This is a genomic window from Glycomyces luteolus, from assembly GCF_027622875.1.
GTDB classification, from domain to species: domain Bacteria; phylum Actinomycetota; class Actinomycetes; order Mycobacteriales; family Micromonosporaceae; genus Glycomyces; species Glycomyces luteolus.
Window position 1 is genome coordinate 256496 of the sequence record NZ_JAPZVP010000006.1, and the last position, 21069, is coordinate 277564.

Consider the following 21069-nt stretch of genomic DNA (forward strand, 5'->3'; position numbering starts at 1 on the left):
ACCTACCGCTTCTCAAGCCCCGTTGTCGTCGGGATTACGCAGATGTGTCTGCAAAGCCTCGGCTAGTTTCGGGCCGATCCCCGGAACCGCTTCCAAATCGGACAGTTCGGCCTCGCGGATGCGCTTGACGGAGCCGAACTGCTTGAGGAGCGCCTTGCGCTTGGACTCGCCGAGACCGGGGACGCCGTCGAGGGCCGAGTTGATGAGGCTCTTGCGCCTCCTGGTGCGGTGCAGGGAGATCGCGAAGCGGTGGGCCTCGTCGCGGACGCGCTGCATCAGGTACAGGGCCTCGGAGGTGCGCGAGAGGATCACCGGGTACTCCTCGCCGGGGAGCCAGATCTCCTCGAGCCGCTTGGCGAGTCCGGCGAGGTTGATCGTGTCGATGCCGAGCTCGGCGAACACGGCCTCGGCGGCGGCGACCTGCGGCTGGCCGCCGTCGACGACGAGCAGCTGCGGCGGGTAGTGGAAACCGCGCTTGGGCTCGTCGTCGTCCTCGGTGGGCGAGCCGGTCGGCTGGTCGGCGAGCTTCGCGAGGCGGCGGCGCAGCGTCTCCTGGAGGCTCGCGAGGTCGTCCTTGCGCTCGCCCTTGATGATGAAGCGGCGGTACTCGCTCTTGCGCGGCAGGCCGTCCTCGAACACGACCATCGACGCGACCACGTCCTCCCCCTGGGACTGCGAGACGTCGTAGCATTCGATCCGCAGCGGGGCCTCGGGCAGGTCGAGGGCGTCGGCGAGCTCTTCGAGGGCCTTGGAGCGGGCGGTGAGGTCCCCGGCGCGCTTGAGCTTGTGGCGCTGCAGGTTCTCGATCGCGTTCTTCTCGACGGTCTCGGCCAGCGCCCGCTTGTCGCCGCGGCGGGGCACGCGCAGGTCGACCTTGGCGCCGCGCCGCTCGCTGAGGAGCTCGGCCAGGGCCGGGGCGTCGTCGGGCAGGGCCGGGACGAGCACTTCGCGGGGCACGACCTCGTTCTGCTCGCCGTAGAACTGGAGGCAGAAGCTCTCGACGATGCCGGCGAGGTCGACCGGTTCGGCCTTGTCGATGACCCAGCCGCGCTGGCCGCGGATGCGGCCGCCTCGGACGTGGAAGACCTGGACGGCCGCTTCGAGCTCGTCGTCGGCGACGGCCATGACGTCGCAGTCGACGTCTTCGGCGAGGACCACGACCTGCTGTTCGAGGACCTTGTCGAGGGCGGCGAGGTCGTCGCGGAGGCGCGCGGCCCGCTCGAATTCGAGGGCTTCGGAGGCCTCCTGCATCTCGCCCAGGAGGCGGCGGCGGACGGGGGCGTGGTCGCCGGACATGAAGGCGCAGAAGCCGTTCACGAGTTCGCGGTAGTCCTCGGCGGAGATGCGGCCGACGCAGGGCGCCGAGCACTTGCCGATGTCGGCGAGGAGGTTGGGGCGGCCGATCCGGTTGCAGCGCTTGAACTCTGAGTCCGAGCACGTGCGGATCGGGAAGACCCGGGTGAGGAGGTCGAGGGTCTGGCGGATGGCCCAGGCGGAGCCGAAGGGCCCGAAGTAGCGCACGCCCTTGCGGCGGGCACCGCGCATGACCTGGGCGCGGGGGAACTCCTCCCCCACGGTGACGGCGAGCCACGGGTAGGACTTGTCGTCCTTGAACATGACGTTGAAGCGCGGGTCGTACTCCTTGATCCAGGTCCACTCCAGCTGGAGGGCCTCGACCTCGGTCGCGACCACGGTCCACTCGACGCTGCGGGCGGTGTTGACCATGCGGCGGGTGCGCTCGTGCAGCCGCGTCTCGTCGGCGAAGTACGAGTTCAGGCGGTTCCGGAGGTTCTTGGCCTTGCCCACGTAGATGACGCGCCGGTCGCGGTCCCGAAAGCGGTAGACGCCCGGCTCGGTCGGGATGGTGCCGGGGGCGGGACGGTAATCAACTGCCACACCACAAGGATATGACCCGCCCCCGACACACCCGTGACTACGGCATGGCGGCCAAGGCCTTCAGCTCCGCTTGGAGGTCTTCGACCTCTTCACGGGCTATGCCGCGCGCGGTGAACCACGAGCCGAGGTTCTCGACGTCCCTGGTGAGGAAGTCGAAGCCCAGCGGGTTCGCGTACAGGTCCACGACCTGCGGGAGGTCGAGGACGACGAGCCGTCCGTCGTGGACGACGGTGTTGTAGGGCGAGAGGTCGCCGTGGGCGAACCCGAGCTCGGTCATGCGCCGGAGCGCCTCCGCGGCCTGCTCCCACAGGCTCTCGAGTTCGACCTCGTCGGGCTTGGTCTCGGCGAGTCGCGGCGCGGCCGTACGGCCGTCGCCGATGAACTCCATGAGGACCTCGCGGCCGAGGATCTGGACCGGGTACGGGACCGGGACGCCGGCGTTGTACATGGTCTTGAGCGCGTCGAACTCGGCGGCGGCCCAGCGCCCCGCGGCCTGCTCGAGGCCGAACGTGGTGCGCTTGGCCATGGCGCGGGCGTCGCGCGAGCGCTTCGCGCCGCGTCCGGCCATGTAGTCCCCGGCCCGGTTGAACTGGGTGTGCTCGGCGCTGCGGTAGCGCTTCGACGCGAGGATCACGGCCCGGCCGGTGCCCGGGACGGCGCGTTCGATGAGGAAGACGTCGGCTTCCTTGCCGGTCTTGAGGACGCCGAGTTCGTAGTCGACGGCCCCGTGGTCGGTGATGACCCAGTCCGGGCGGGGCTCGGGGCCGCGCTGGAGCGGCTCGGAGTCCCACCAGATCGACCACCGGTCGCCGGCGGGCGGGCCGTCGTCCTGCGGCATCTCGTCGAACTGGGTGCGCATCTCCTCGAACCGGGCCTGGTCTTCGTCTGAGAAGACCCGGCTGTTCTTGGACTTGCGGCCTTTGATGGCTTGGAAGGATTCGGAAAAGTCAGACTTGCGTGCCAAGGTGGCGAGCTCCTGGAGGAAGGTCCGTCGCTCGCTGCGGAATCAGCGCGAGCCGACGGGAGGTGAACTGAGTTTCAAGGCATGAACGCGAACAACGACAGCCATCAGTAACACCTCCAATCCTCAAGAGCCCCAAGGCGACACGCCTCGGGCAACAGCGAGAACCCTACCGGATCGCCCCGGAACCGCGCAACTGGTTTTTCCGCGTGAGCCGCGACACGTCAGTGGCCTGAGGATTCGTAGCGGCGCAGTCCCGCCTTGGCCACCAGGGCGGCGACCGCGAAGAGGACCAGTGCGACCCCCGGCGGGATCGCCAGCCACCAGGCGGGGAGGTCCCCGGTGAGGATCCGGACCGGGATGTAGTTGACGAAGGCGAGCGGAACGGCCCAGGTGAGCAGGGCGCGGACCGCTCTGGGGTAGATCGTCAGGGGAAAGCGCGTCGCGGTCTCCTGGGTCTGGGCGGTCAGCCAGGCGAAGATCGGGCTCGGGCCCTTGAGCCAGAAGTTCGCGCAGTTCATCGTCGTGATGATCGTCAGCTGCACCACGACGGCGCAGAGGAAGAGCAGGAGCGCCGCGGGGATCATCGACAGCGCGATGCCCGCGCCGCCCCAGCCGATGGCGATCATCGCCGCGCCGGTGGTCAGGTTCGCGGCCGACTGCATGCCGATGGCGCTGGCGCCGATCTGCATCATCACCGGGACCGGCCGGACGACCGCGTAGTCGAGGCCGCCGTCGACGATCATGCGGCCGACCCGCCACATGCCGTCCCAGCCGACTTCGGTCACCGAATCGGTCAGGACCATGAAGCCGATGAGCAGGAGCATCTCCGGGAAGCCCCAGCCGCCGAGGGTGGTGATCTGCGCGAAGATCACCGCGATGAAGGCGAGCTGGGCCGCCTGCTGGACCAGCGCGACCGAGATCATCGTCCAGAAGTCGGCCGGGTACTCGGTGATGGACCGGAACTGCGCCGCGATCAGGCGCGCGTATACGGACGCGGTATGACGCATGTCAGCCTCCGTGGATGGTGACGGCCCGGACCGCGCGGCTCCACAGCCAGCGCCCGAGGAACCAGAGTGCGACCGCCCACGCGAGCTGGGCCGCAATGAGCCCGAGCGCGCCGAGGGTGTCGACCCGGCCCAGGTAGATCTGGGACGGGGTGGTCGTGAAGTGGACGAACGGCAGGCACCAGGCGAGGACCTGCAGCGGTCCCGGCATGATGGCCAAGGGCACCATCGCGCCCGAGAAGAACGCGACGACGGTCTGCCTGGCCCACATGATCCCGTGGTAGCTGCGGGTCCAGAAGCACAGCATGGTGGACAGGTACACGACGCTGAACGCGATCGGGGCGATCAGGGCGATGCTGACGAGGGTGAGCAGGCCCGCGGCGACGGAGGCCGGCGGCAGCGGCGTGAAGAAGATCAGGGCGATGGTGAGCCCGACGGCCATGGTCGGGAGTGACCCGGCGAGGCCGCCGTAGAACTCGGCGGCGCGGGCCCGCTGGAAGTCGACGGGCTTGAGCAGGTCGATCGCGACGCTGCCGTCGAGGATGCGCTGGGCGGTGTCGGAGCCGCTGAAGACGAAGGTGCCGGTGACGAAGCCGATGACGTAATAGGTGCGCATGGCGTCCCAGTCGTAGCCGGCGACCGATCCCTGTTCGGCGAGGATGGTGCCCCACAGTGTGAGGGAGACGAGGAGTTCGCCGCCGCCGAGCACGACGCTGAAGATCCAGTTCAGGCGGTAGGCGAGGCGCCGCTTCAGCGCGACGGTGGCCAGCGCGAGATCGACGGAGAACGCGCCGGGGCGCGCTCGGACGGGGATTGCGGTCAAGGGCATCAGCATCCAGGGGTCAAGGGGGAGGCGGGAGACCAGCTTGCACCGCAAGGGGTTGCCGAGTCAAAGCCAATTTCAGCGACCGGATCGGGGCGCGAACCTTGTCGATCTCGTCCGGGGCGTCGCACACGCCGCCCCCGGTACAGACCGGATAGCGGCGCTGATTCGGTCAGGCCGCCTCATCGGCCCCGAAGATCCCGGCAATCCGCGGGACATCAAGAGCATCCCCCCTCCCCTGGCGCCGCTTCAAGCCAGGAAATCCTCGACGAACTGCGCGAGGACAGGTTTTGCCGCTCCTGCGATCACTCGACGCAATCCATCTCGCGTCCGTAATGGAGTTCCGCAAGGCGATCGACTGGATGCTGGTCTACGACAAGCGGCTCCTCGAAGTCGCGAGCCTCAACGGCATCAATGTCGCCTCGCCTTCCTGACCATGGTCAAGCGTTCGGTTCAGTGGCCGGCGGAGTCGTAGGCTTTCAGGCCTGCCCGGAACGCGAGGACGGCGAGGAAGGCCGTGGCGGCCGCGGCCACGGGAGGGGCGAGGAGCCACCACGGGTCGAGTTTGCCGGTGAGGATCTGGACCGGGATGAAGCTGGCGAACGCCAGGGGCAGGCCGAAGGTGAAGATGATGCGGACCGCCGCCGGGAAGATCGTGAGCGGGAACCGCATCGCCTCGTTCTGGAGCTCGGCGAGCATGAACGCGGCCACCGGGGTGCGGCCCTTGACCCAGAAGTTCACGGCGTTCGCGATCGTGAGCAGCGAGGCCTGGATGACCGCCGCGCACAGCAGCAGGAAGAGCGCCAAGGGAATCGCGGCGGTGCTGATGCCCGCGCCGATCCATCCGACGGCGATCATCACCAGGCCCACGGTCACATCACCGAAGACCTGCATGCCGACATGCTTGGACCCCACCTGGACAAGGACCGGCGCGGGCCGGGTGATCCGGTAGTCCATGTCGCCGTCGATGATGAGTTTGCCGGTGTCCCAGATGCCGTCCCAGAACAGTGCGGTGGAGCCCCATGAGACGGCGAGGAACCCGGCGAGCACCAGCATCTGGTGGTAGTCCCACCCGGCGATGGCCTTGACGTTCGAGAACAGGATGCTCAGGAACGAGAACAGCATGATCTGCCATGACGTTCCGGAGAGGGCCATGACCCAGAAGTCGGCCGGATACTCCGCTATGGAGCGGAGGTAGGCGCCGATCGAGCGGCGGTAGACGCCCCCGGCGTGGAGGGCGGAATGCGGGTTAGCCGCCATGGACGGTCACTTTCTTGACGAGCTGGCGCCAGATGAGCCGGGCTATCACCAGCAGTCCGACGGCCCAGGCCGCTTCGACCGCAATGAGGCCGAGTGCGCCCGCAGTGTCGACGCGGCCCAGGTAGATCGAGGCCGGAGTGGTGGTGAAGTGGACGAAAGGCATCGCCCAGGCGAGGCCCTGGAGCCAGCCGGGCATGAGCGCGATCGGGATCATCATCCCCGAGAAGAACGCCACCAAGCTGTCCTTGGCCCACTGGATGCCGAGGAACCGCTGTGTCACGAAGCAGCACAGGATCGCCAGATAGCTGATGCCGAACGCCAGCGGGAAGATGAACAGCAGACTGAACACGGTCAGCGCGGCCGCGAGCGGCGACGCCGGACCCGCCGGCCGGAAGACCAGGACCGCGATCACGGTGCCGAGGATCGCCGCCGGGACGGACGCCGTCATGCCGCCGATGTACTCGGCGGCCCTCGCCCGCTGGAAGTCCACCGGTTTGGTCAGGTCGATCGCCACGAGGCCGTCGAGGATCCGGTTGGCCATGTCCCATTCCGCGCCCGCCCACGCGAGCGTCGTCGTGAGGAAGCCGATGACCAGGTACGCCTTCATGGCCTCCCAGTCGTAGCCGCCGATCTCGCCGTCGCCGATGAGGTGGTTCCAAACGGCGAGGCCCGCCAGGAGCGCCCAGCCGCCGAACAGGACCGAGAAGAGCCAGGTCGTCTTGTACGCGATCTTGCGCTTGAACGCGATGGTCGCGAGCGCGATGTCGATGCTCGCCATGTCAGTGTCCCGCCGAGTCGTAGGCGCGCAGGCCGAGCCGGTACACGCCGGCGGCCAGCGCGACCGCTGCGACCGCCGCGACCGGTGTGCCGACCAGCCACCAGGCGTTCATGTGTCCGGTGAGGACCGCGACGGGGACGACGTTGATGAACGCGACCGGCACGATGAAGAGCGAGACGATCCTGACTGCTGCGGGGAAGACGCCGAGCGGCAGCTTCATCGCGCCTCCCTGGAGTTGGATGAGGAGGAACGCGAAGATCGACATCGGGCTCTTGATCCAGAAGTTCACGGCGCAGAGCGCGGTCACGAGCGCCGTCTGGATGAGGGCAGCGCTGACGATCGCCAGAGCGCCGACCGGGATCCACGCCATGCCGACTCCGGCGCCGATCCAGCCGTAGACCAGCATCGCGAAGCCGAGTGCCAGCTCGCCGAACGACTGGAGTCCGATGTGGGACGACCCGACCTGGAGGATCACCGGGGCGGGCCGGGTGATCCGGTAGTCGATGTCGCCCTTGATGACCATGCTGCCGGTGTTCCAGGCGCCGTCGAAGCACAGCGCGTTCGCGCCGCCGGCGACGCTGAGGAGGCCCGAGAGCATGAGCATCTCGTGGAAGCCCCAGCCTTCGATGTTCGGGATGTTGGCGAACAGCACTGCGAGGAACGCGAACTGCAGGACGTTCCACACCGCCCCTGCCGAGGCCATGATCCAGAGGTCGGCCGGGTATTCGATGACGGAGCGGATGTGCGCCGCCAGGGCGCGCCAGTAGATGCCGGAGGCGTGCCGGACGGGCACGGACCGTTTGATGGACAAGGCGTCAGCCACCGTGCACCGTCACTTTCCTGACCGCGAAGCGGAAGACGAGCCGACCCGCGTACCAGAGGCCGACGACCCAGGCGGCCTCGGCGGCGATGAGGCCGAGGGCGCCCGCGGTGTCGACCCGGCCCAGGTAGATCGCGGCCGGGGTGGTCGTGAAGTGCGGGAACGGCAGGGCCCAGGCCGCGGCCTGGAGCCAGCCCGGCATGAACGCGAGCGGGATCATGAGTCCGGAGAAGAAGCTGAGCAGGGCCTCGCGCAGCCACATGATCCCCATGTACCGCTTGGTCCAGAAGCACACCAGGACCGAGAGGTAGGTGATGCCGAAGGCCAGGGGGAACAGGAGGACGAAGCACAGGGCGGTGAGCAGGCCCGCCATCGGCGTGACCGGTCCGGGCGGGTCGAACAGGAGCCAGGCCCCGAGGACGCCGAGCGCGGCGGTCGGGGCGGTGGAGATCATCGAGCCGACGTATTCGGCGGCCCGGGCCCGCTGGAAGTCGACGGGCTTGGTCATGTCGACGGCGATGTGGCCGTCGAGGATGCGGTCGGCGATCTGGAAGTCGGCGGCGCCGAAGACCATGGTGGCGGCGACGAATCCGATGATCGTGTACGCGCGCATGGAGGACCAGTCGTAGCCGTTGAGCGAGCCGCCACCGAGCAGGTTCTGCCACATGGCCATCGAGATGAGCATCGAGCCGCCGCCGAGCGCGAGGCCGAAGATCCAGCCGGACTTGTAGGCGAGTCGCCGTTTGAACGCAATGACCACGAGCGCGCGGTCGACTGCGAAGGCGTGGGTCATCTTCGTCTGCTCCGGTTCGGTGCGTCGAGCGGTCGGGCGGGGCGGGGAGTGCGGGTCACTTCGTGAGCTCCCCGGCGTACAGGCGGCGGATGACGTCCTCGATGGACGGCTCGGACAGCGACAGGTCCCGCGGGGAGAGCTGGGCGGTGAGCGAGCCGAGGACCTCGGCGGTGGTGAAGCGGTTCGACTCGTAGGTCACGGTGACCTCGGAGGGCGCCTCGCCTGCGGTCCACTCGTAGTCGGGGAACTTCTCGGCCAGCGCCGGCACGTCCGCGGCGCCTTCGAGGTAGAGGTTCACGGCCTTGGTGGTGATGTAGTGGGCCTTGAGGCGCTCGATGGAGCCGTCGTAGGCGATGGCGCCCTTGTCGATCACGACGATCCGCTCGCACACCTCTTCGATGTCGGCGAGGTCGTGGCTGGTGAGCAGGAGCGTGGTGCCGTCGTTGACGAGTTCGCGCAGGAACGCGCGGAGGCGGTCCTTCACGGAGATGTCGAGGCCGATCGTGGGCTCGTCGAGGTAGACCATCTTGGGGTCGTGGATGAGCGCGCACGCGAGGTCGGCGCGCATCCGCTGGCCGAGGGAGAGGGTGCGGGCGAGGGCGGGCATGAACTCGTTCAGGTCGAGCAGCTCGTCGAAGCGCTCGATGCGGCGCTTGTAGTCGGCGTCGGAGACGCCGTACATGTGCTTGAGGAGCTTCAGGGACTCCTCGACGGGCAGGTCCCACCAGAGCTGGGTGCGCTGGCCGAAGAGGACGCCGATGTCGTGGGCGTTGGCGATGCGCTCGGTGTGCGGGTCGCGGCCCATCACCCGAACGGTGCCTTCGGAGGGCCGCAGGATGCCGGTGAGGAGCTTGACGGTGGTGGATTTGCCGGCGCCGTTGGGCCCCACATAGGCCACCGACTCGCCCGCGTCGATCGAGAGGTCGATCCCGTCGACGGCGGTGTAGTTCTTGTATTTGCGCTGGGCCAGGTGTTTGACGGCGCCCTTGAACCCCGAGGCCTTGTCAGGCCTGCGGAAGGTCTTGGTGAGGGACTGGGATTCGAGAATCGGCATGCTCCCACCGTAGGAAGTTCGGTGGGAGCGGGCCACTCGTTTTCCGCGGGTCAGGACGCCGGTTCGGGCTCCCTGGCGGTTGTGTCGGGCGTCGTCTGCGCTGGTATCGCCTTGCGGGCCTTGAGCTTGCGGCGGATGCGGCCGGGGAGCCCCGGCGCATTGCGAATCAGCTCACGCGGGCGGATGCGTTCCAGCGGGAGGAAGCAGGCCATGGCGACCATATGGGGCAGGAAGCTGATCTCGACGGCGAGGAAGACCGTGAGATGGAAGAGGTAGAAGAACGCGACGATGCCGTATCTGAGGCGTTTGGCGGCCGCGAACATGACGACGGGGCTGAGCAGTTCGAAGCCGACCATCCCCCATTGGGAGAGGCGCAGCAGCCACGGGTAGTCGAGGAGCCAGGTCGAGAACTCGGTGCCGCGCCGCAGGATCGCCCAGGTCATGGTCGCGGAGTTGACCCATTCCCAGCCGCCGTAGCGGATCTTGGCCCAGGCCGCGAAGAAGTACGTGCAGACCACGCCGATCTGGACGAGGTTGAAGCCCCAGCCGACGTGCTCGGAGAGGTTCCTGCGGTCTCCCCAGCGGGCTTTCGGCATGGTGGGCAGGAGGAACAAGAGGATGAGGAAGCCGAATTTGCCGTGGTCGACCTTCCCGTAGGACATCGCGATGATCATCCATTCGAGGTAGGCGACCGCGACGATCCACCCGAAGAGGCGCGGGGCCCGGTTGAACATCATGGGGATCGCGGCCGCGAGGAGCACGACGAGAGTGCCGACGACGATCCAGTAGTTCGGGACGGGAATCGGCAGTACTCTGCCGATGAACAGCGGCTGGTAGAGCTCGCCGGGGACGTGGCGGTGGCCGAGGATCCACGGCATGTACCACCACCAGTCGACCCAGATGAACGCTCCGGCGAGGAAGCGCATCGCGGCGACGCGGCCGAGCGCGACGGGCTGGAAGAACCAGCCGGCGGCCCTCGTGGTCAACGGGGTCACGCGTCGGCTCCTTCACGGGTGTAGGTGGCCTCGACGACTTCGGTGACCTCGCCGGTCTGGTGGCCGTCCTCGAGCCGGTAGCGGCGTTCGATGATCTCGACCGTGACGATCTCGGGCTTGTCCGGGTTGGTGTTCTCGTACGCCTGGGCGATGTACTCGAGCAGGGTGGGGTCCTCGATGAACCGGCTCTTCTGCCCTTCGAGTTCGGCGCGGCGGAAGCCGGTGGCGGCCTCGGTGAGGCTGAAGCGCTCGCCCTCTTCGTTGACGACCTCGACGCGGGTCGATCCGGCCCAGCCGTCGAGTTCCATGGAGGACGAGTACATCTTGAAGGGCGCGAAGGGGAAGAAGTCGTCGCCGCCCCAGAAGGTGGTGGCGGTGACGAGGGCGAGCACGACCATGGTGATCGTGACCCGCAGGGCCCGCCCGAGCGGCCGGACCTTCGCGTACTGGGTATCCACGGCAAGAGTATGGCACGGGTGTGCCACAGGGGACGCCCCCGAGTCAGCCCGCCGCGGTGAGTTCGGGGTCCGGTTCGTCGCGATCGCGCGGCTGCGGATCCGCCTCGCGGCCTTGGCGTCTCGCGCGGGCGCGGCGGACGAGGTCCTTCGGGTCGATCCGCTCGAGCGGCAGGAAGCAGGCCATGGCGAACAGGTGCGGGAGGAAGCTGATCGTGAGCGCGGCGAAGATCCCCACGTGGAAGACGTAGAAGAACGCGATAATCGAGTACTGGAGCCGCTTCCAGGGGTAGACGAACAGCACGAGCGGGGTGAGCAGCTCGAACGCGATCATGCCCCACTGGGCGGCCGTGAGGAGCTGCGGGAAGTCGAGCAGCCATTCCGAGAAGACCGTGCCGCGCCGGATGATCGCCCAGGTGAAGACCCCGGAGTTGGCCCAGTCGAAGCCGCCGTAGCGGAACTTGGACCAGGTCGAGAGGAAGTACGTGCACACCACGGCGATCTGCACGAGGTTGAAGCCCCATCCGACGCGCTCGGAGACGTGCTCGCGGTCCCCCCAGCGGGCTGCAGGCATCATGCAGAGCACGAGCAGGAGCGCCATGAAGCCGAAGCTCGCGTGGTCGACCTTGCCGTACGAGTTGTAGATGAGCATCCACTCGAAGTAGGCGATGAAGAGGATCCACCCGAACAGGCGCGGGCGGTAGCCGAACATGACCGGCAGCGCGGCCGCGAGCATCACCACGAGGGTGCCGGTGACGATCCAGTAGTTCGGGGCGGGGATCGGCAGGAGGCGTCCGATGAAGAGCGGCTGGTAGAGGTCTTCGGGCAGGAAGCGGTGCTGGATGATGAACGGTTTGTAGGCCCACCATTCGATCCAGACGAAGAGCCCGGCGAGGAAGCGCATCGCGGCGACGCGGCCGAGGGCCACGGGCGTGAAGAAGAAGCCGTTCACGTAGCGGGTCACGGCGCATCGGGCCCTTCGGTCCAGGCGGCGGCGATCTCGGTCCGCTCGGCGCCGGTGCGTTCGCCGTCCTTGAGCTCGTAGTGCACGATGCGCACTTCGGCAGCGACGATCTCGGGGCTGCCCGGGTGGGCGTCCTCATAGGCCTCGGCGATGAGCGCCAGGAGCCCGGGGTCCTCCCGGAAGCGGCTCAGCTGCCCTTCGAGCTCGGCCCGCCGGAAGCCGGTGTCGTTGTCGCCGACGGGGAAGCTGCGGCCGGTCGCGTCGGTGAGGATGAGGCTCGTGCTGTTCGCCCAGCCGTCGGGGTCGTGCGCGTGCGAGTACATCTTGAACGGCGCGAACGGGAAGAAGTCGTCGGTGCCCCACAGGGAGGTCGCCATGAGCGCGAGGGTCATCGCGAGGGTCGCCGCGATCCGCGCGAGCTTCCCTCGGCGCGTCAGCGGCGGCTCGTCAACGACTCTCGGCACGGGGCGAGTATGCCATATCCGGCGAAATCTGCTTGAGACGGAACGTCAGTTGCCTTGGAGGCGGTCCCGTTCGGCCTGCGGCAGCGAGCACGCGGCGGTGCCGCCGGGGAGCCGGTGGCGGTTGCGGGCGATGAGCCGGTAGACCGGCCAGGCGAGCTTCGAGACGAACCCCAACGAGAGGACCCAGCCGAAGGGCTTCCAGTACCACTGGGCCCGTCGCAGGGCCACGGCGATCGCGTCCGGCCCGGACTCCCGGAAGTTCGACTCGATCCACATGACCGCTTCCTCGGCTTCGGCCCGGGTCACGCCGAGGCCGTCGAGGTCGGCCCACTGCCAGGGGATGATCTCGGCGGTGGTGCGGATGCGCCGCTCCATGAACTGGGCGGCCTTGGTGCAGAACGCGCAGTCTCCGTCGTAGAGGAAGGTGTGGTCCATGCCGGTCTCGATTCAGCGTTCGGTAAGGGGAAAACGGTTCATGAGGGCTTTCTCGACGGTACCGCTCCGTAGAGCGCCTCGCGCATCGCCGTGACCGGGGCCTCGTCCACGCCGGTGAACTGGGTCCACTGGCGCACGGCCTGCGCGAGCAGCAGCGCGAGCCCGTCGAGGACCCGCGCGCCCTGGCGCTCGGCCTCGGCGGCGAGCGGAGTCGGCCAGGGGTCGTAGAGGATGTCGAACAGGACCGAGCCGGGCTTCCACTTCGGGTGCAGGGTGTCCGTGACGCCCTTCGGGACGGTGGCGATCACCAGGTCGGCGTCGCCGACGTGGACGGCCTCCTCCCAGCTGCGGGCATCGAGCCGCAGCCCGAGCGCGGAGGCGACCGGTTCGAGCTCCATGATCGCCTCGCGGCGGCGGGCGTAGACCTGGACGGCTCCCGCACCGAGCTGCTGGGCGGCGGCGAGCGCGGCGCGGGCCGAGCCGCCGGCGCCGAGCACGGCGACCTCTTCGGCGGCGGTCAGGCCGATCTCGGCCAGCGCGTCCACCATTCCGGGCGCGTCGGTGTTGTCGGCGAGGCGGCGCCCGCCGCGCAGCACGAGGGTGTTGGCCGCGCCGATCGCCTCGGCGACGGGTGTGGCCTCGTCGGCGACGGTGAGGGCGATCTCCTTGAGCGGCATGGTGAGCGAGAGGCCGGCCCAGTTCTCGTCGAGCGAGTCGACGAAGCGGGCGAGCGCGGGCTCATCGCATTCGTGGCGCGTGTAGGTCCAGTCGTGCAGGCCCGCCGCGAGGTACCCGGCGTTGTGGATGACCGGGGACAGCGAGTGCTCGATGGGCTTGCCCAGTACTGCGGCTCTCACAGCCATCCGTTCTCTTCGGCGAGCGGGATGCCCTCGGCGTTGTGCTCCTCGAGTGTGTTCGAGAAGTAGGCCTTGCCGTCGGGGTAGGCGGTGACGAAGTACAGGTACGTGTCGTCGGTCGGGTTGACGGCGCCTTCGAGGGCGGCCTGGCTGGGGCTGGAGATCGGGGTCGGGTAATAGCCCACGTTGACGCTTGCGGCCCAGCGGTTGTCCTCGTCCCACATCTCGTCACCGGTCATGTCCGAGGACGGGATCGGCTCCAGGCCCTCGAACTCGCGGCCGTAGTTCCAGATGGCCTCGCTGCCGAGGCAGTTGCAGCCGAGTTCGTCGACCGCGCCGTCGGCGTAGAGGCGGTTGTACATGACCGCGGCGATCTTGGCGTCGTCGTCCGGGTGGCCCGATTCGGCCTGGACGATGGAGGCGACTTGGAGGGCCTGCCACGGTTCCCGGCCGAGCGCTTCGGCGTCGGCCACGAAATCGATCTCCTCGATCACCGAGTTGAACTTGGCGACCATCGCCTTGAGCATGTCGGTCGCGGTCGCGCCCTCGTCGAACTCGTACGTGGAGGGGAAGAGGAAGCCCTCGATGGAGACGACCTGGTCGGACTCGAAGTTCTCGAACCAGAACTCGGGGACGCCCAGCGCCACCGGGTCCTTCGCGGCGGTCTCGAACTCCTCGACCGGGATGCCGTACTTCTCGGAGAGCTCGGCGTAGATCTCGAAGGAGGTCTTGCCCTCGACGACGGTGAAGCCGTTGACGACCCGGTTCTCGGGCTTGGTCAGGTGGTCGAGCGCGGCCGCGCCGGACATCTCCTCCTGCAGGAGGTAGACGCCGGGCTGGATGCTCTGACCGGAGTCGCCGTTGTCCTCGGAGGCGTTGAGGAACGCCTTCGCGGAGGCCACGACGCCTTCCTCTTCGAGGTGGTTGGCGATGTCGGAGACCGTCCAGCCCTCCTCGACGGTGATGGTGACCTCGGTGCCGTTGCCCTCGCCGGAGTAGTCCTCGGCGACGAAGTAGTCCTTGATGACGTTGTTGTACGCCCACCAGCCGCCGAAGCCGATGGCGGCGAACAAGGCCACGACCAGGGTCATGGCGATCAGGGACTTGCCGGAGTCCTTGCGGCGGTGGCTCCTTGGAGCGTCCGCCCGCTCGTCCTCGGTCCGGAAATCGCCGAGCATCCTGTTCTCTACCTCCGCCGCTGGTCCAACCAATGCTGGAGGATCTCCACCGCCGCCGCCTGATCGACTATGGAGCGCTTCCGTCTGCCGCGCACGCCGCCTTCATTGAGTCTGCGTGTCGCGACGGCGGTGGTCATGCGCTCATCGGTCAGGGTCACCGGAACGGGTGAGACGTGGTCGGCGAATCGCTGCACCCAGGCTCGGGTGTGAGCGGCTGCCGGCCCCTCCTCACCCGAAAGAGTAACGGGTAGGCCAACGATGATTTCGACAACCTCGTACTCGCGGGCCGTTTCGGCGATTTCCCGGATATCGCTTGGAATGTCCTCACCAGCGGTTTTGAGGTCGCGACGAACTGTCGCGACTGGAGTGGCGAGGAGTCCGTCCGGGTCGCACACGGCGACCCCGATGCGCGCTTTGCCCAGATCGATGCCGAGGCGGCGGCCCCGCACCCATTGCACGGGTGCGGGGCCGTTCGCTGTGTCGTTCATCTGCGCCCGGAAAACCTAGGCGAGGATCGCGCCGGTGACGGCCGCGAGCAGCTGCTCGGCCTGGTCGGCGGGGACGCCGCCGCCTTGGGCGACCTCGTCGTTGCCGCCGCCCTTGCCGGAGAGCGCGGCCTTCACGAGCGCCTGAGCCGAGACGTGCTGCGCCTGCGCGGCCTTGTTGGCCGCGACGACGATGCTGGCCTTGCCTCCGGCGGTCGCGACGACCGCGGCGACCCCGGGCTGGTCCTCGGGCAGGTGCCCGCGGATCTGCATGGCGAGGTTGCGGACGTCGCCGCCCTTGGTGCCCTCGGGCGCCTGCACGGCCGCGACCTTGACGGCCCCGACCTGCTTCGCGTTCGCGGCGAACTCGGCGGCGCGGCCGGAGACGGCCTTCGCCTGGAGGTTCGCCAGCTCGCGCTCGGCGTCCTTGGTGCGCTGCAGGATCGCGCGCACGCGTTCGAGCACGTCGCCCCGCTGCGCGCCGATCTCCTCGGCGATCTGGGTGACCAGGTCGCGCTCGCGCGCCAGGTACTTGTACGCCTCCATGCCGGTGGCGGCCTCGACGCGGCGCTGGCCGGAGCCGACCGAGGACTCGGCCGTGAGGACGAGCGGGCCGATCTGGGCCGAGCGGGACACGTGCGTGCCACCGCAGAGCTCGCGCGACCAGGGGCCGCCGATCTCGACGACGCGCACGGTCTCGTCGTAGGTCTCGCCGAACAGCGCGACCGCGCCGAAGTCCTTGGCCTCCGGGAGCGTCATGTACTGGACGGCGACCGGCAGGTCGTCGCGGACGGCCCGGTTGGAGACCTCTTCGATCTCGCTCTTCGTCTCGTCCGAGAGCTTCGAGCGCCACGAGAAGTCGAGGCGGAGGTAGCCGGGGCGGTTGAACGAACCGGACTGGAGCGCGGTCGGGCCGAGCACCTCGCGCAGGGCCGCGTGGACCACGTGCGTGCCCGAGTGCGCTTGGCGCGCACCGAGACGCCATTCGGGGTCGACCGAGGCCTCGATCTTGTCGTCCAGGACGAGCTCGCCTTCGAGGACGCGGACCTTGTGGACCACGAGCTTCTTGACCGGGCGCTGCACGTCGAGGACCTCGGCGAACAGGCTCGGGCCGACGAGCTTGCCGGCGTCGGCGTGCTGGCCGCCGGACTCGGCGTAGAACGGGGTCCGGTCGAGCACGACCTCGACGATGTCCCCGGCCTTCGCGAGCGGGATCGGCTGGCCGTCCTTGAGGACGCCGATGACGCGCGACTCGGTGTCGAGGGTCTCGTAGGCCTTCCAGTCGGTGGGGCCCTGCTCCTGGAGGAGCTGCCAGTACGCGGACAGGTCCGCGTGGCCGGTCTTGCGGGCCGCCGCGTCCGCCTTCGCGCGCTGGCGCTGCTCGGTCATGAGCTTGCGGAAGCCCTCCTGGTCGACCGAGAGGCCCTGCTCCTCGGCCATCTCGAGGGTCAGGTCGATCGGGAAGCCGTAGGTGTCGTGCAGCTCGAACGCCTTGGATCCGGAGAGGGTCTTGCCGCCCTCGGACTTGGTCTCGGACACGGCGGTGTCGAGGATCGTCGTGCCGTGCTTGAGGGTCTTGAGGAAGGCCTCTTCCTCGCCGTACGCGTAGGAGGAGATCCGCTCGAAATCGGTGCGGAGCTCCGGGTACGCGGCGGACATGCGCTCCATGGCGACCGGCAGCAGCTCGGGCATCGCGGGCTTGTCGTAGCCGAGCAGGCGCACGGCGCGGATCGCGCGGCGCATGAGGCGGCGCAGCACGTAGCCGCGGCCCTCGTTGGAGGGCGCGACGCCGTCGCCGATGAGCATCAGCGAGGAGCGCACGTGGTCGCCGATCACCCGGAAGCGGATGTCGTCCGGGTGGGACTCGGAGGCGGTGTGCGAGGTCGAGACGCCGTAGCGCTTGCCGGTCAGTTCCGAGGCCTTGTCGATGATCGGCCGGACCTGGTCGGTCTCGTACATGTTGTCGACGCCCTGGAGGAGCGCGGCCATGCGCTCCATGCCCATGCCGGTGTCGATGTTCTTCTTCGGCAGGTCGCCGGTGACCTCGTAGCCCTCCTTGGCGGGGCCGCCGCCGCGGAGGTTCTGCATGAACACGAGGTTCCAGAACTCGAGGTAGCGGTCCTCGTCGACCTCCGGACCGCCTTCGGGCCCGTAGTCGGGGCCGCGGTCGTAGTACAGCTCGGAGCAGGGGCCGCACGGGCCGGGGATGCCCATCGACCACATGTTGTCGGCCTGGCCGCGGCGCACGATGCGGTCGAGCGGCAGCCCGATCTGCTTGTGCCAGATGTCGATCGCCTCGTCGTCGTCGAGGTAGACCGTGGCCCAGATCCTGTCGCCGTCGAGGCCGAGGCCGCCGGACTCGACTGAGCCGGTGGTGAGGTCCCAGGCGAAGCGGATCGCCTGCTCCTTGAAGTAGTCCCCGAAGGAGAAGTTGCCGTTCATCTGGAAGAACGTGCCGTGGCGCGAGGTCTTGCCGACCTCGTCGATGTCGGGCGTGCGGATGCACTTCTGCACCGATGTGGCGCGGTTCCACTCAGGGGTCGCCTGGCCCAGGAAGTAGGGCACGAACGGGACCATGCCCGCGGGCACGAACAGCAGGTTCGGGTCCTCGAAGGCGGGCAGCGGTGCGCTGGGGACCACCGTATGGCCGTTGGACTCGAAGAACTTCAGAAACCGGCGTTGGATTTCAGCGGTCTCCATGGGGCACCTCCTTCAAGGGCTCGAAACTGCTAGAACGACCGGCCGCGGGCCGGGTCGTCCTCTTCTTCGTCTTCGGTGAGGAGCGGCGTGATGTCCTCGCCGCGCTCGATCGCGTCGAACAGCTCGGCCTCTTTGGCCTGCTTGGCCTCAGAGACGTCCGCCCAGAACGATTTGAACGATGCCCTCATTTCAGCACCGGCGTCGCCCACACGCTCGGCGACCCCGCCGGGAGTGACCGACTCCGCCGCCTTCGTGACCTTGCGGACCACGATCACGCCGACCGCGATGCCGATGCCTACCCAGATCATCCGTTTCAACACGGGTACTCCTCAAGCCGTTTAATCGCGTGCGGTCTACTCGCCGGACTTCCGGCGGGCCTTCGCGGCCCGCTTCGCCTGGCGCCTGGTCTGGCGCGAGGCCTCGACCATGCGGCGCACCTGCTGCTCGTCCACGTCCTGGTTGCGCTTCTTGACGGCGGTGCGCAGACCGAACCCGAACGCGGCGGCCTTCACCAGCGGCGAGCCGACGGCCGAGACGACCAGGCTCGTGATGTTGGCGACGTTCGAGGAGATGTGCGCGGCGTTCCCGGTGATCGTGCCGACCTTCTCCAGCTCGCCCTCGACCTGGGTGAGGGAGCCGTTGACGTTGTCGAGGGTCGTGTTCACGTTCCGCAGGATCGGGCCGATCTCGTGGTCGACCTTGTCGAGCGTCTTGTTGACGCGGTTGAGGGTCGCGGTGGCCTTGCTGATGAGGCGGAAGGCGAGCATCACGCACAGGAGGAAGAAGCCGAGGCCTGCGAGCAGGACCCCCAGCTCCCAGACGCTCCCGGTCCATCCTGCCGCCACGGTCTCCTCAGGCACGGTTTCCCCCTGTGTCGCGATACCGCCGGTGCTGTGAACCGGCGATGCAGTGTGTGGTCTCGGCCCTCTCGGGCCCGAACGCGCCAGCCGTGCGGTGCCGTCGGTGAAGCCGGGCTCTCGCGAGTGAGCGGCGCGGTGTCGACCTTACCTTGCGGGACCGGACATCCGGCGCAACGGGGCGGTCAGTCCACAAGCAAGTAGCCGCCTAGGTCGACATGCGCTCCTCCGCGAGGCGCGGCAGCGCCGCCTGCGCGGCGACCACGGCCGTGACCTCGGAGCCGACGCACAGCTCGTAGCGGTCGCCGCAGTCGACGGGGACGACCCACAGCTCGAGGTAGAGCTCGTCGCGCACATAGCAGCCCTCCTCGCCGGAGCCGCCCACGCACTGCTCCGGGTCGACCGGAATCCATCCCGCGTTCAGAACCGCCTGCCAGTACTCGTTCGCCGTATCGTCCACTGTGCCTTCAGAAGTCCAGGTGCGCATCCGGACCCGGCACTCCCCCAGGCACCAGCGGCTGCCGTAGGTCTCGTCGTGCACGCTCACCGCGGCCCAGCCCGGCACCGCCAACTCGTCGACGGCCCGGCGCGTCGGGTCCACCGTGAAGGCCCGGCCCAGCCACAGGACGGCCGCTACCAGGAGCACCGCGAAGACCGCGATCACCGCCACCGTCATGCGCAGCCGCGCGATCCTCGCCGCGGAGCGCTCCAGGTCCGCGGCGATGCGGTTCGAGGCGCTCTCGGCGCGGCGCGGCGGATCAGTCGCCATCGGCCGGCCTGCGCACGATCCGGCGCAGCTTCTCGAGGCGCTCGCCGATCTCGGCCTCGCGGCCGTGGCGGGTCGGCCGGTAGTAGTCGCGCCCGGCCACCACGTCGGGCGCGTACCGCTGCGGGACCACGCCGCGCGGATCGGCGTGCGGGTAGACGTACGCCTTGCCGTGGCCGAGGTCGCCGGCGCCCTTGTAATGGGCGTCGCGGAGATCGGCCGGGATCGGGCCGATCTTCCCTTGGCGCACATCGCGCATCGCCTCGTCGATCGCGGTGATGACCGCGTTCGACTTCGGGGCCGTGGCGAGGTGCGCGACCGCCTGGGCGAGGTTGATGCGGGCCTCGGGCAGGCCGATCCGCTCGACCGCCGTCGACGCGGCCGTGGCGGCCAGCAGCGCGGTCGGGTCGGCCATGCCGACGTCCTCGGAGGCGAAGACGACCAGGCGGCGGGCGATGAACCGCGGGTCCTCCCCCGCCACGAGCATCCGCGCGAGGTAGTGCATCGCGGCGTCGACGTCGGAGCCGCGCAGGCTCTTGATGAAGGCGCTGGCGACGTCGTAGTGGCCGTCGCCGTCGCGGTCGTAGCGGACCGCGGCGGTGTCGATGGCGGCCTCGACGACTGCGACGGTGATCTCGGGTTCGTTCCCGGCGGTGAGCGCGGCGGCTTCCAAGGCGGTCAACGCCTTCCGCGCGTCACCGGCGGCCGTGCGCACGAGGTGGTCGCGGGCCTCCTTCTCGAGGGTGACCGCACCGTTCAGGCCGCGTTCGTCCGCGACGGCGCGGTCGACGAGCTCGCCGATGTCGGCGGCGTCGAGCTCGCGGAGGGTGAGGAGCACGCAGCGGCTCACGAGCGGGGCGACCACGGAGAAGTAGGGGTTCTCGGTGGTGGCGGCCAGGAGCGTGATGGTGCGGTCCTCGACGGCGCCGAGCAGGGAGTCCTGCTGGGTCTTGGTGAAGCGGTGCACCTCGTCGATGAAGAGGATGGTCTGCGGGCCGCCGGTGCGGCGGATGCGGCGGGCCTCGTCGATCGCGGCGCGCACGTCCTTCACGCCGGAGTTCAGCGCGGACATGGCGCGGAAGCGCCGGTCCCCCGACTGGGCGACGAGGTGCGCGATGGTGGTCTTGCCGGAGCCGGGCGGGCCCCACAGGATCACCGACAGCGGCTGGCGGCCCTCCACGACCTGGCGCAGCGGCGAACCGGCCCCGAGGAGGTGGTCCTGGCCCACGAGCTCGTCGAGCGCACGCGGGCGCATCCGCACCGCGAGCGGCTCGTCGCCCGAGGCGGAGCCGGTGCCGAGGATCCCCGAGCCCTGCGGCTCGGGCGGCGGGGTGTTGTCGAACAAACCTGGAGCGTCCATATCCCCATGAGCGTAAGCCATCTGCATGAGCATTCCGCAGATCTGCGGCCGAACCACTCGACGCGGTCCGCTTCGCGCCGGCCCTCTGGATGATCGCGGCGAAGCCGCCCGCGGCCTCGCCATCGCCTGGAACGACCGGCAGGCCCCCCTCGAAAGAGGCC

At 68.8% G+C, this 21069-nt stretch carries 22 protein-coding genes; all 22 read right to left on the minus strand.

Annotated features, from left to right (window positions below; genetic code table 11):
* Positions 1 to 12: 12 nt before the first annotated feature.
* Positions 13 to 1896 (minus strand): excinuclease ABC subunit UvrC, encoded by a 1884-nt coding sequence (gene uvrC / locus O1R50_RS09985; RefSeq protein WP_270109856.1) that lies wholly within the window; start codon positions 1894 to 1896, stop codon positions 13 to 15.
* A gap of 37 nt (positions 1897 to 1933) precedes the next feature.
* Complete coding sequence (locus tag O1R50_RS09990; protein WP_270109858.1) at positions 1934 to 2860, minus strand: serine protein kinase RIO; 927 nt, start codon at positions 2858 to 2860, stop codon at positions 1934 to 1936.
* Between the two features lie 221 nt (positions 2861 to 3081).
* The gene (locus O1R50_RS09995; RefSeq protein ID WP_270109859.1) at positions 3082 to 3867 is read right to left on the minus strand and encodes an ABC transporter permease; all 786 of its coding nucleotides are present in this window, start codon (positions 3865 to 3867) and stop codon (positions 3082 to 3084) included.
* Between the two features lies 1 nt (position 3868).
* Positions 3869 to 4687, minus strand: coding sequence for an ABC transporter permease (locus tag O1R50_RS10000; RefSeq protein WP_270109860.1), 819 nt, complete (start codon positions 4685 to 4687; stop codon positions 3869 to 3871).
* A 453-nt stretch (positions 4688 to 5140) separates the two neighbouring features.
* Positions 5141 to 5947 (minus strand): ABC transporter permease, encoded by an 807-nt coding sequence (locus tag O1R50_RS10005; RefSeq protein WP_270109862.1) that lies wholly within the window; start codon positions 5945 to 5947, stop codon positions 5141 to 5143.
* Positions 5937 to 6725 carry an ABC transporter permease gene (locus O1R50_RS10010; RefSeq protein ID WP_270109863.1) on the minus strand — a complete coding sequence of 263 codons (789 nt, stop codon included), beginning with the start codon at positions 6723 to 6725 and terminating at the stop codon, positions 5937 to 5939. Before O1R50_RS10010 ends, O1R50_RS10005 begins: the two co-directional genes overlap by 11 nt.
* 1 nt (position 6726) lies before the next feature.
* Positions 6727 to 7548, minus strand: coding sequence for an ABC transporter permease (locus O1R50_RS10015; RefSeq protein WP_270109865.1), 822 nt, complete (start codon positions 7546 to 7548; stop codon positions 6727 to 6729).
* Positions 7541 to 8338 (minus strand): ABC transporter permease, encoded by a 798-nt coding sequence (locus tag O1R50_RS10020; RefSeq protein ID WP_270109866.1) that lies wholly within the window; start codon positions 8336 to 8338, stop codon positions 7541 to 7543. The genes O1R50_RS10015 and O1R50_RS10020 overlap by 8 nt, the downstream gene beginning before the upstream one ends.
* 55 nt (positions 8339 to 8393) lie before the next feature.
* Positions 8394 to 9392: an ABC transporter ATP-binding protein gene (locus tag O1R50_RS10025; RefSeq protein ID WP_270109867.1), complete on the minus strand. Its 999-nt coding sequence runs from the start codon at positions 9390 to 9392 to the stop codon at positions 8394 to 8396.
* A gap of 50 nt (positions 9393 to 9442) precedes the next feature.
* Positions 9443 to 10387 carry a hypothetical protein gene (locus O1R50_RS10030; protein ID WP_270109868.1) on the minus strand — a complete coding sequence of 315 codons (945 nt, stop codon included), beginning with the start codon at positions 10385 to 10387 and terminating at the stop codon, positions 9443 to 9445.
* Positions 10384 to 10845: a hypothetical protein gene (locus O1R50_RS10035; RefSeq protein WP_270109871.1), complete on the minus strand. Its 462-nt coding sequence runs from the start codon at positions 10843 to 10845 to the stop codon at positions 10384 to 10386. Before O1R50_RS10035 ends, O1R50_RS10030 begins: the two co-directional genes overlap by 4 nt.
* A gap of 43 nt (positions 10846 to 10888) precedes the next feature.
* A complete protein-coding gene (locus tag O1R50_RS10040) occupies positions 10889 to 11806 on the minus strand; it encodes a hypothetical protein (protein WP_270109872.1) in 918 nt (305 codons plus the stop codon).
* Positions 11803 to 12270: a hypothetical protein gene (locus O1R50_RS10045; protein WP_270109873.1), complete on the minus strand. Its 468-nt coding sequence runs from the start codon at positions 12268 to 12270 to the stop codon at positions 11803 to 11805. Before O1R50_RS10045 ends, O1R50_RS10040 begins: the two co-directional genes overlap by 4 nt.
* 45 nt (positions 12271 to 12315) lie before the next feature.
* On the minus strand, positions 12316 to 12705 hold the full coding sequence (locus tag O1R50_RS10050) for a thiol-disulfide oxidoreductase DCC family protein (RefSeq protein ID WP_270109874.1): 390 nt from the start codon (positions 12703 to 12705) through the stop codon (positions 12316 to 12318).
* A 38-nt stretch (positions 12706 to 12743) separates the two neighbouring features.
* Positions 12744 to 13568 (minus strand): shikimate dehydrogenase, encoded by an 825-nt coding sequence (locus O1R50_RS10055; RefSeq protein ID WP_270109875.1) that lies wholly within the window; start codon positions 13566 to 13568, stop codon positions 12744 to 12746.
* A complete protein-coding gene (gene mltG / locus O1R50_RS10060; protein WP_270109876.1) occupies positions 13559 to 14740 on the minus strand; it encodes an endolytic transglycosylase MltG in 1182 nt (393 codons plus the stop codon). The genes O1R50_RS10055 and mltG overlap by 10 nt, the downstream gene beginning before the upstream one ends.
* Before the next feature lie 8 nt (positions 14741 to 14748).
* Entirely contained in the window at positions 14749 to 15228 is a 480-nt protein-coding gene (gene ruvX / locus O1R50_RS10065; RefSeq protein ID WP_270109877.1) for a Holliday junction resolvase RuvX, read from the minus strand.
* A 15-nt stretch (positions 15229 to 15243) separates the two neighbouring features.
* Positions 15244 to 17925, minus strand: coding sequence for an alanine--tRNA ligase (gene alaS / locus O1R50_RS10070; protein ID WP_270109878.1), 2682 nt, complete (start codon positions 17923 to 17925; stop codon positions 15244 to 15246).
* A gap of 29 nt (positions 17926 to 17954) precedes the next feature.
* Positions 17955 to 18245, minus strand: coding sequence for a hypothetical protein (locus O1R50_RS10075; protein ID WP_270109879.1), 291 nt, complete (start codon positions 18243 to 18245; stop codon positions 17955 to 17957).
* Positions 18246 to 18278: 33 nt separating this feature from the next.
* The gene (locus tag O1R50_RS10080) at positions 18279 to 18785 is read right to left on the minus strand and encodes a DUF948 domain-containing protein (RefSeq protein ID WP_270109881.1); all 507 of its coding nucleotides are present in this window, start codon (positions 18783 to 18785) and stop codon (positions 18279 to 18281) included.
* A 205-nt stretch (positions 18786 to 18990) separates the two neighbouring features.
* On the minus strand, positions 18991 to 19551 hold the full coding sequence (locus tag O1R50_RS10085; protein WP_270109882.1) for a hypothetical protein: 561 nt from the start codon (positions 19549 to 19551) through the stop codon (positions 18991 to 18993).
* Positions 19541 to 20908, minus strand: a complete 1368-nt coding sequence (locus O1R50_RS10090; protein ID WP_270109884.1) for a replication-associated recombination protein A — start codon at positions 20906 to 20908, stop codon at positions 19541 to 19543. The genes O1R50_RS10085 and O1R50_RS10090 overlap by 11 nt, the downstream gene beginning before the upstream one ends.
* Positions 20909 to 21069: the final 161 nt, after the last annotated feature.

Excerpts from the sequence above, each read along its gene's own strand:
- O1R50_RS09995 (WP_270109859.1), bottom strand. The coding sequence starts at position 3,867 with ATGCGTCATACCGCGTCCGTATACGCGCGCCTGATCGCGGCGCAGTTC.
- O1R50_RS10005 (WP_270109862.1), bottom strand. The coding sequence starts at position 5,947 with ATGGCGGCTAACCCGCATTCCGCCCTCCACGCCGGGGGCGTCTACCGC.
- O1R50_RS10010 (WP_270109863.1), bottom strand. The coding sequence starts at position 6,725 with ATGGCGAGCATCGACATCGCGCTCGCGACCATCGCGTTCAAGCGCAAG.
- O1R50_RS10020 (WP_270109866.1), bottom strand. The coding sequence starts at position 8,338 with ATGACCCACGCCTTCGCAGTCGACCGCGCGCTCGTGGTCATTGCGTTC.
- O1R50_RS10025 (WP_270109867.1), bottom strand. The coding sequence starts at position 9,392 with ATGCCGATTCTCGAATCCCAGTCCCTCACCAAGACCTTCCGCAGGCCT.
- O1R50_RS10050 (WP_270109874.1), bottom strand. The coding sequence starts at position 12,705 with ATGGACCACACCTTCCTCTACGACGGAGACTGCGCGTTCTGCACCAAG.
- O1R50_RS10055 (WP_270109875.1), bottom strand. The coding sequence starts at position 13,568 with ATGGCTGTGAGAGCCGCAGTACTGGGCAAGCCCATCGAGCACTCGCTG.
- mltG (WP_270109876.1), bottom strand. The coding sequence starts at position 14,740 with ATGCTCGGCGATTTCCGGACCGAGGACGAGCGGGCGGACGCTCCAAGG.
- ruvX (WP_270109877.1), bottom strand. The coding sequence starts at position 15,228 with ATGAACGACACAGCGAACGGCCCCGCACCCGTGCAATGGGTGCGGGGC.
- alaS (WP_270109878.1), bottom strand. The coding sequence starts at position 17,925 with ATGGAGACCGCTGAAATCCAACGCCGGTTTCTGAAGTTCTTCGAGTCC.
- O1R50_RS10085 (WP_270109882.1), bottom strand. The coding sequence starts at position 19,551 with ATGGCGACTGATCCGCCGCGCCGCGCCGAGAGCGCCTCGAACCGCATC.
- O1R50_RS10090 (WP_270109884.1), bottom strand. The coding sequence starts at position 20,908 with ATGGACGCTCCAGGTTTGTTCGACAACACCCCGCCGCCCGAGCCGCAG.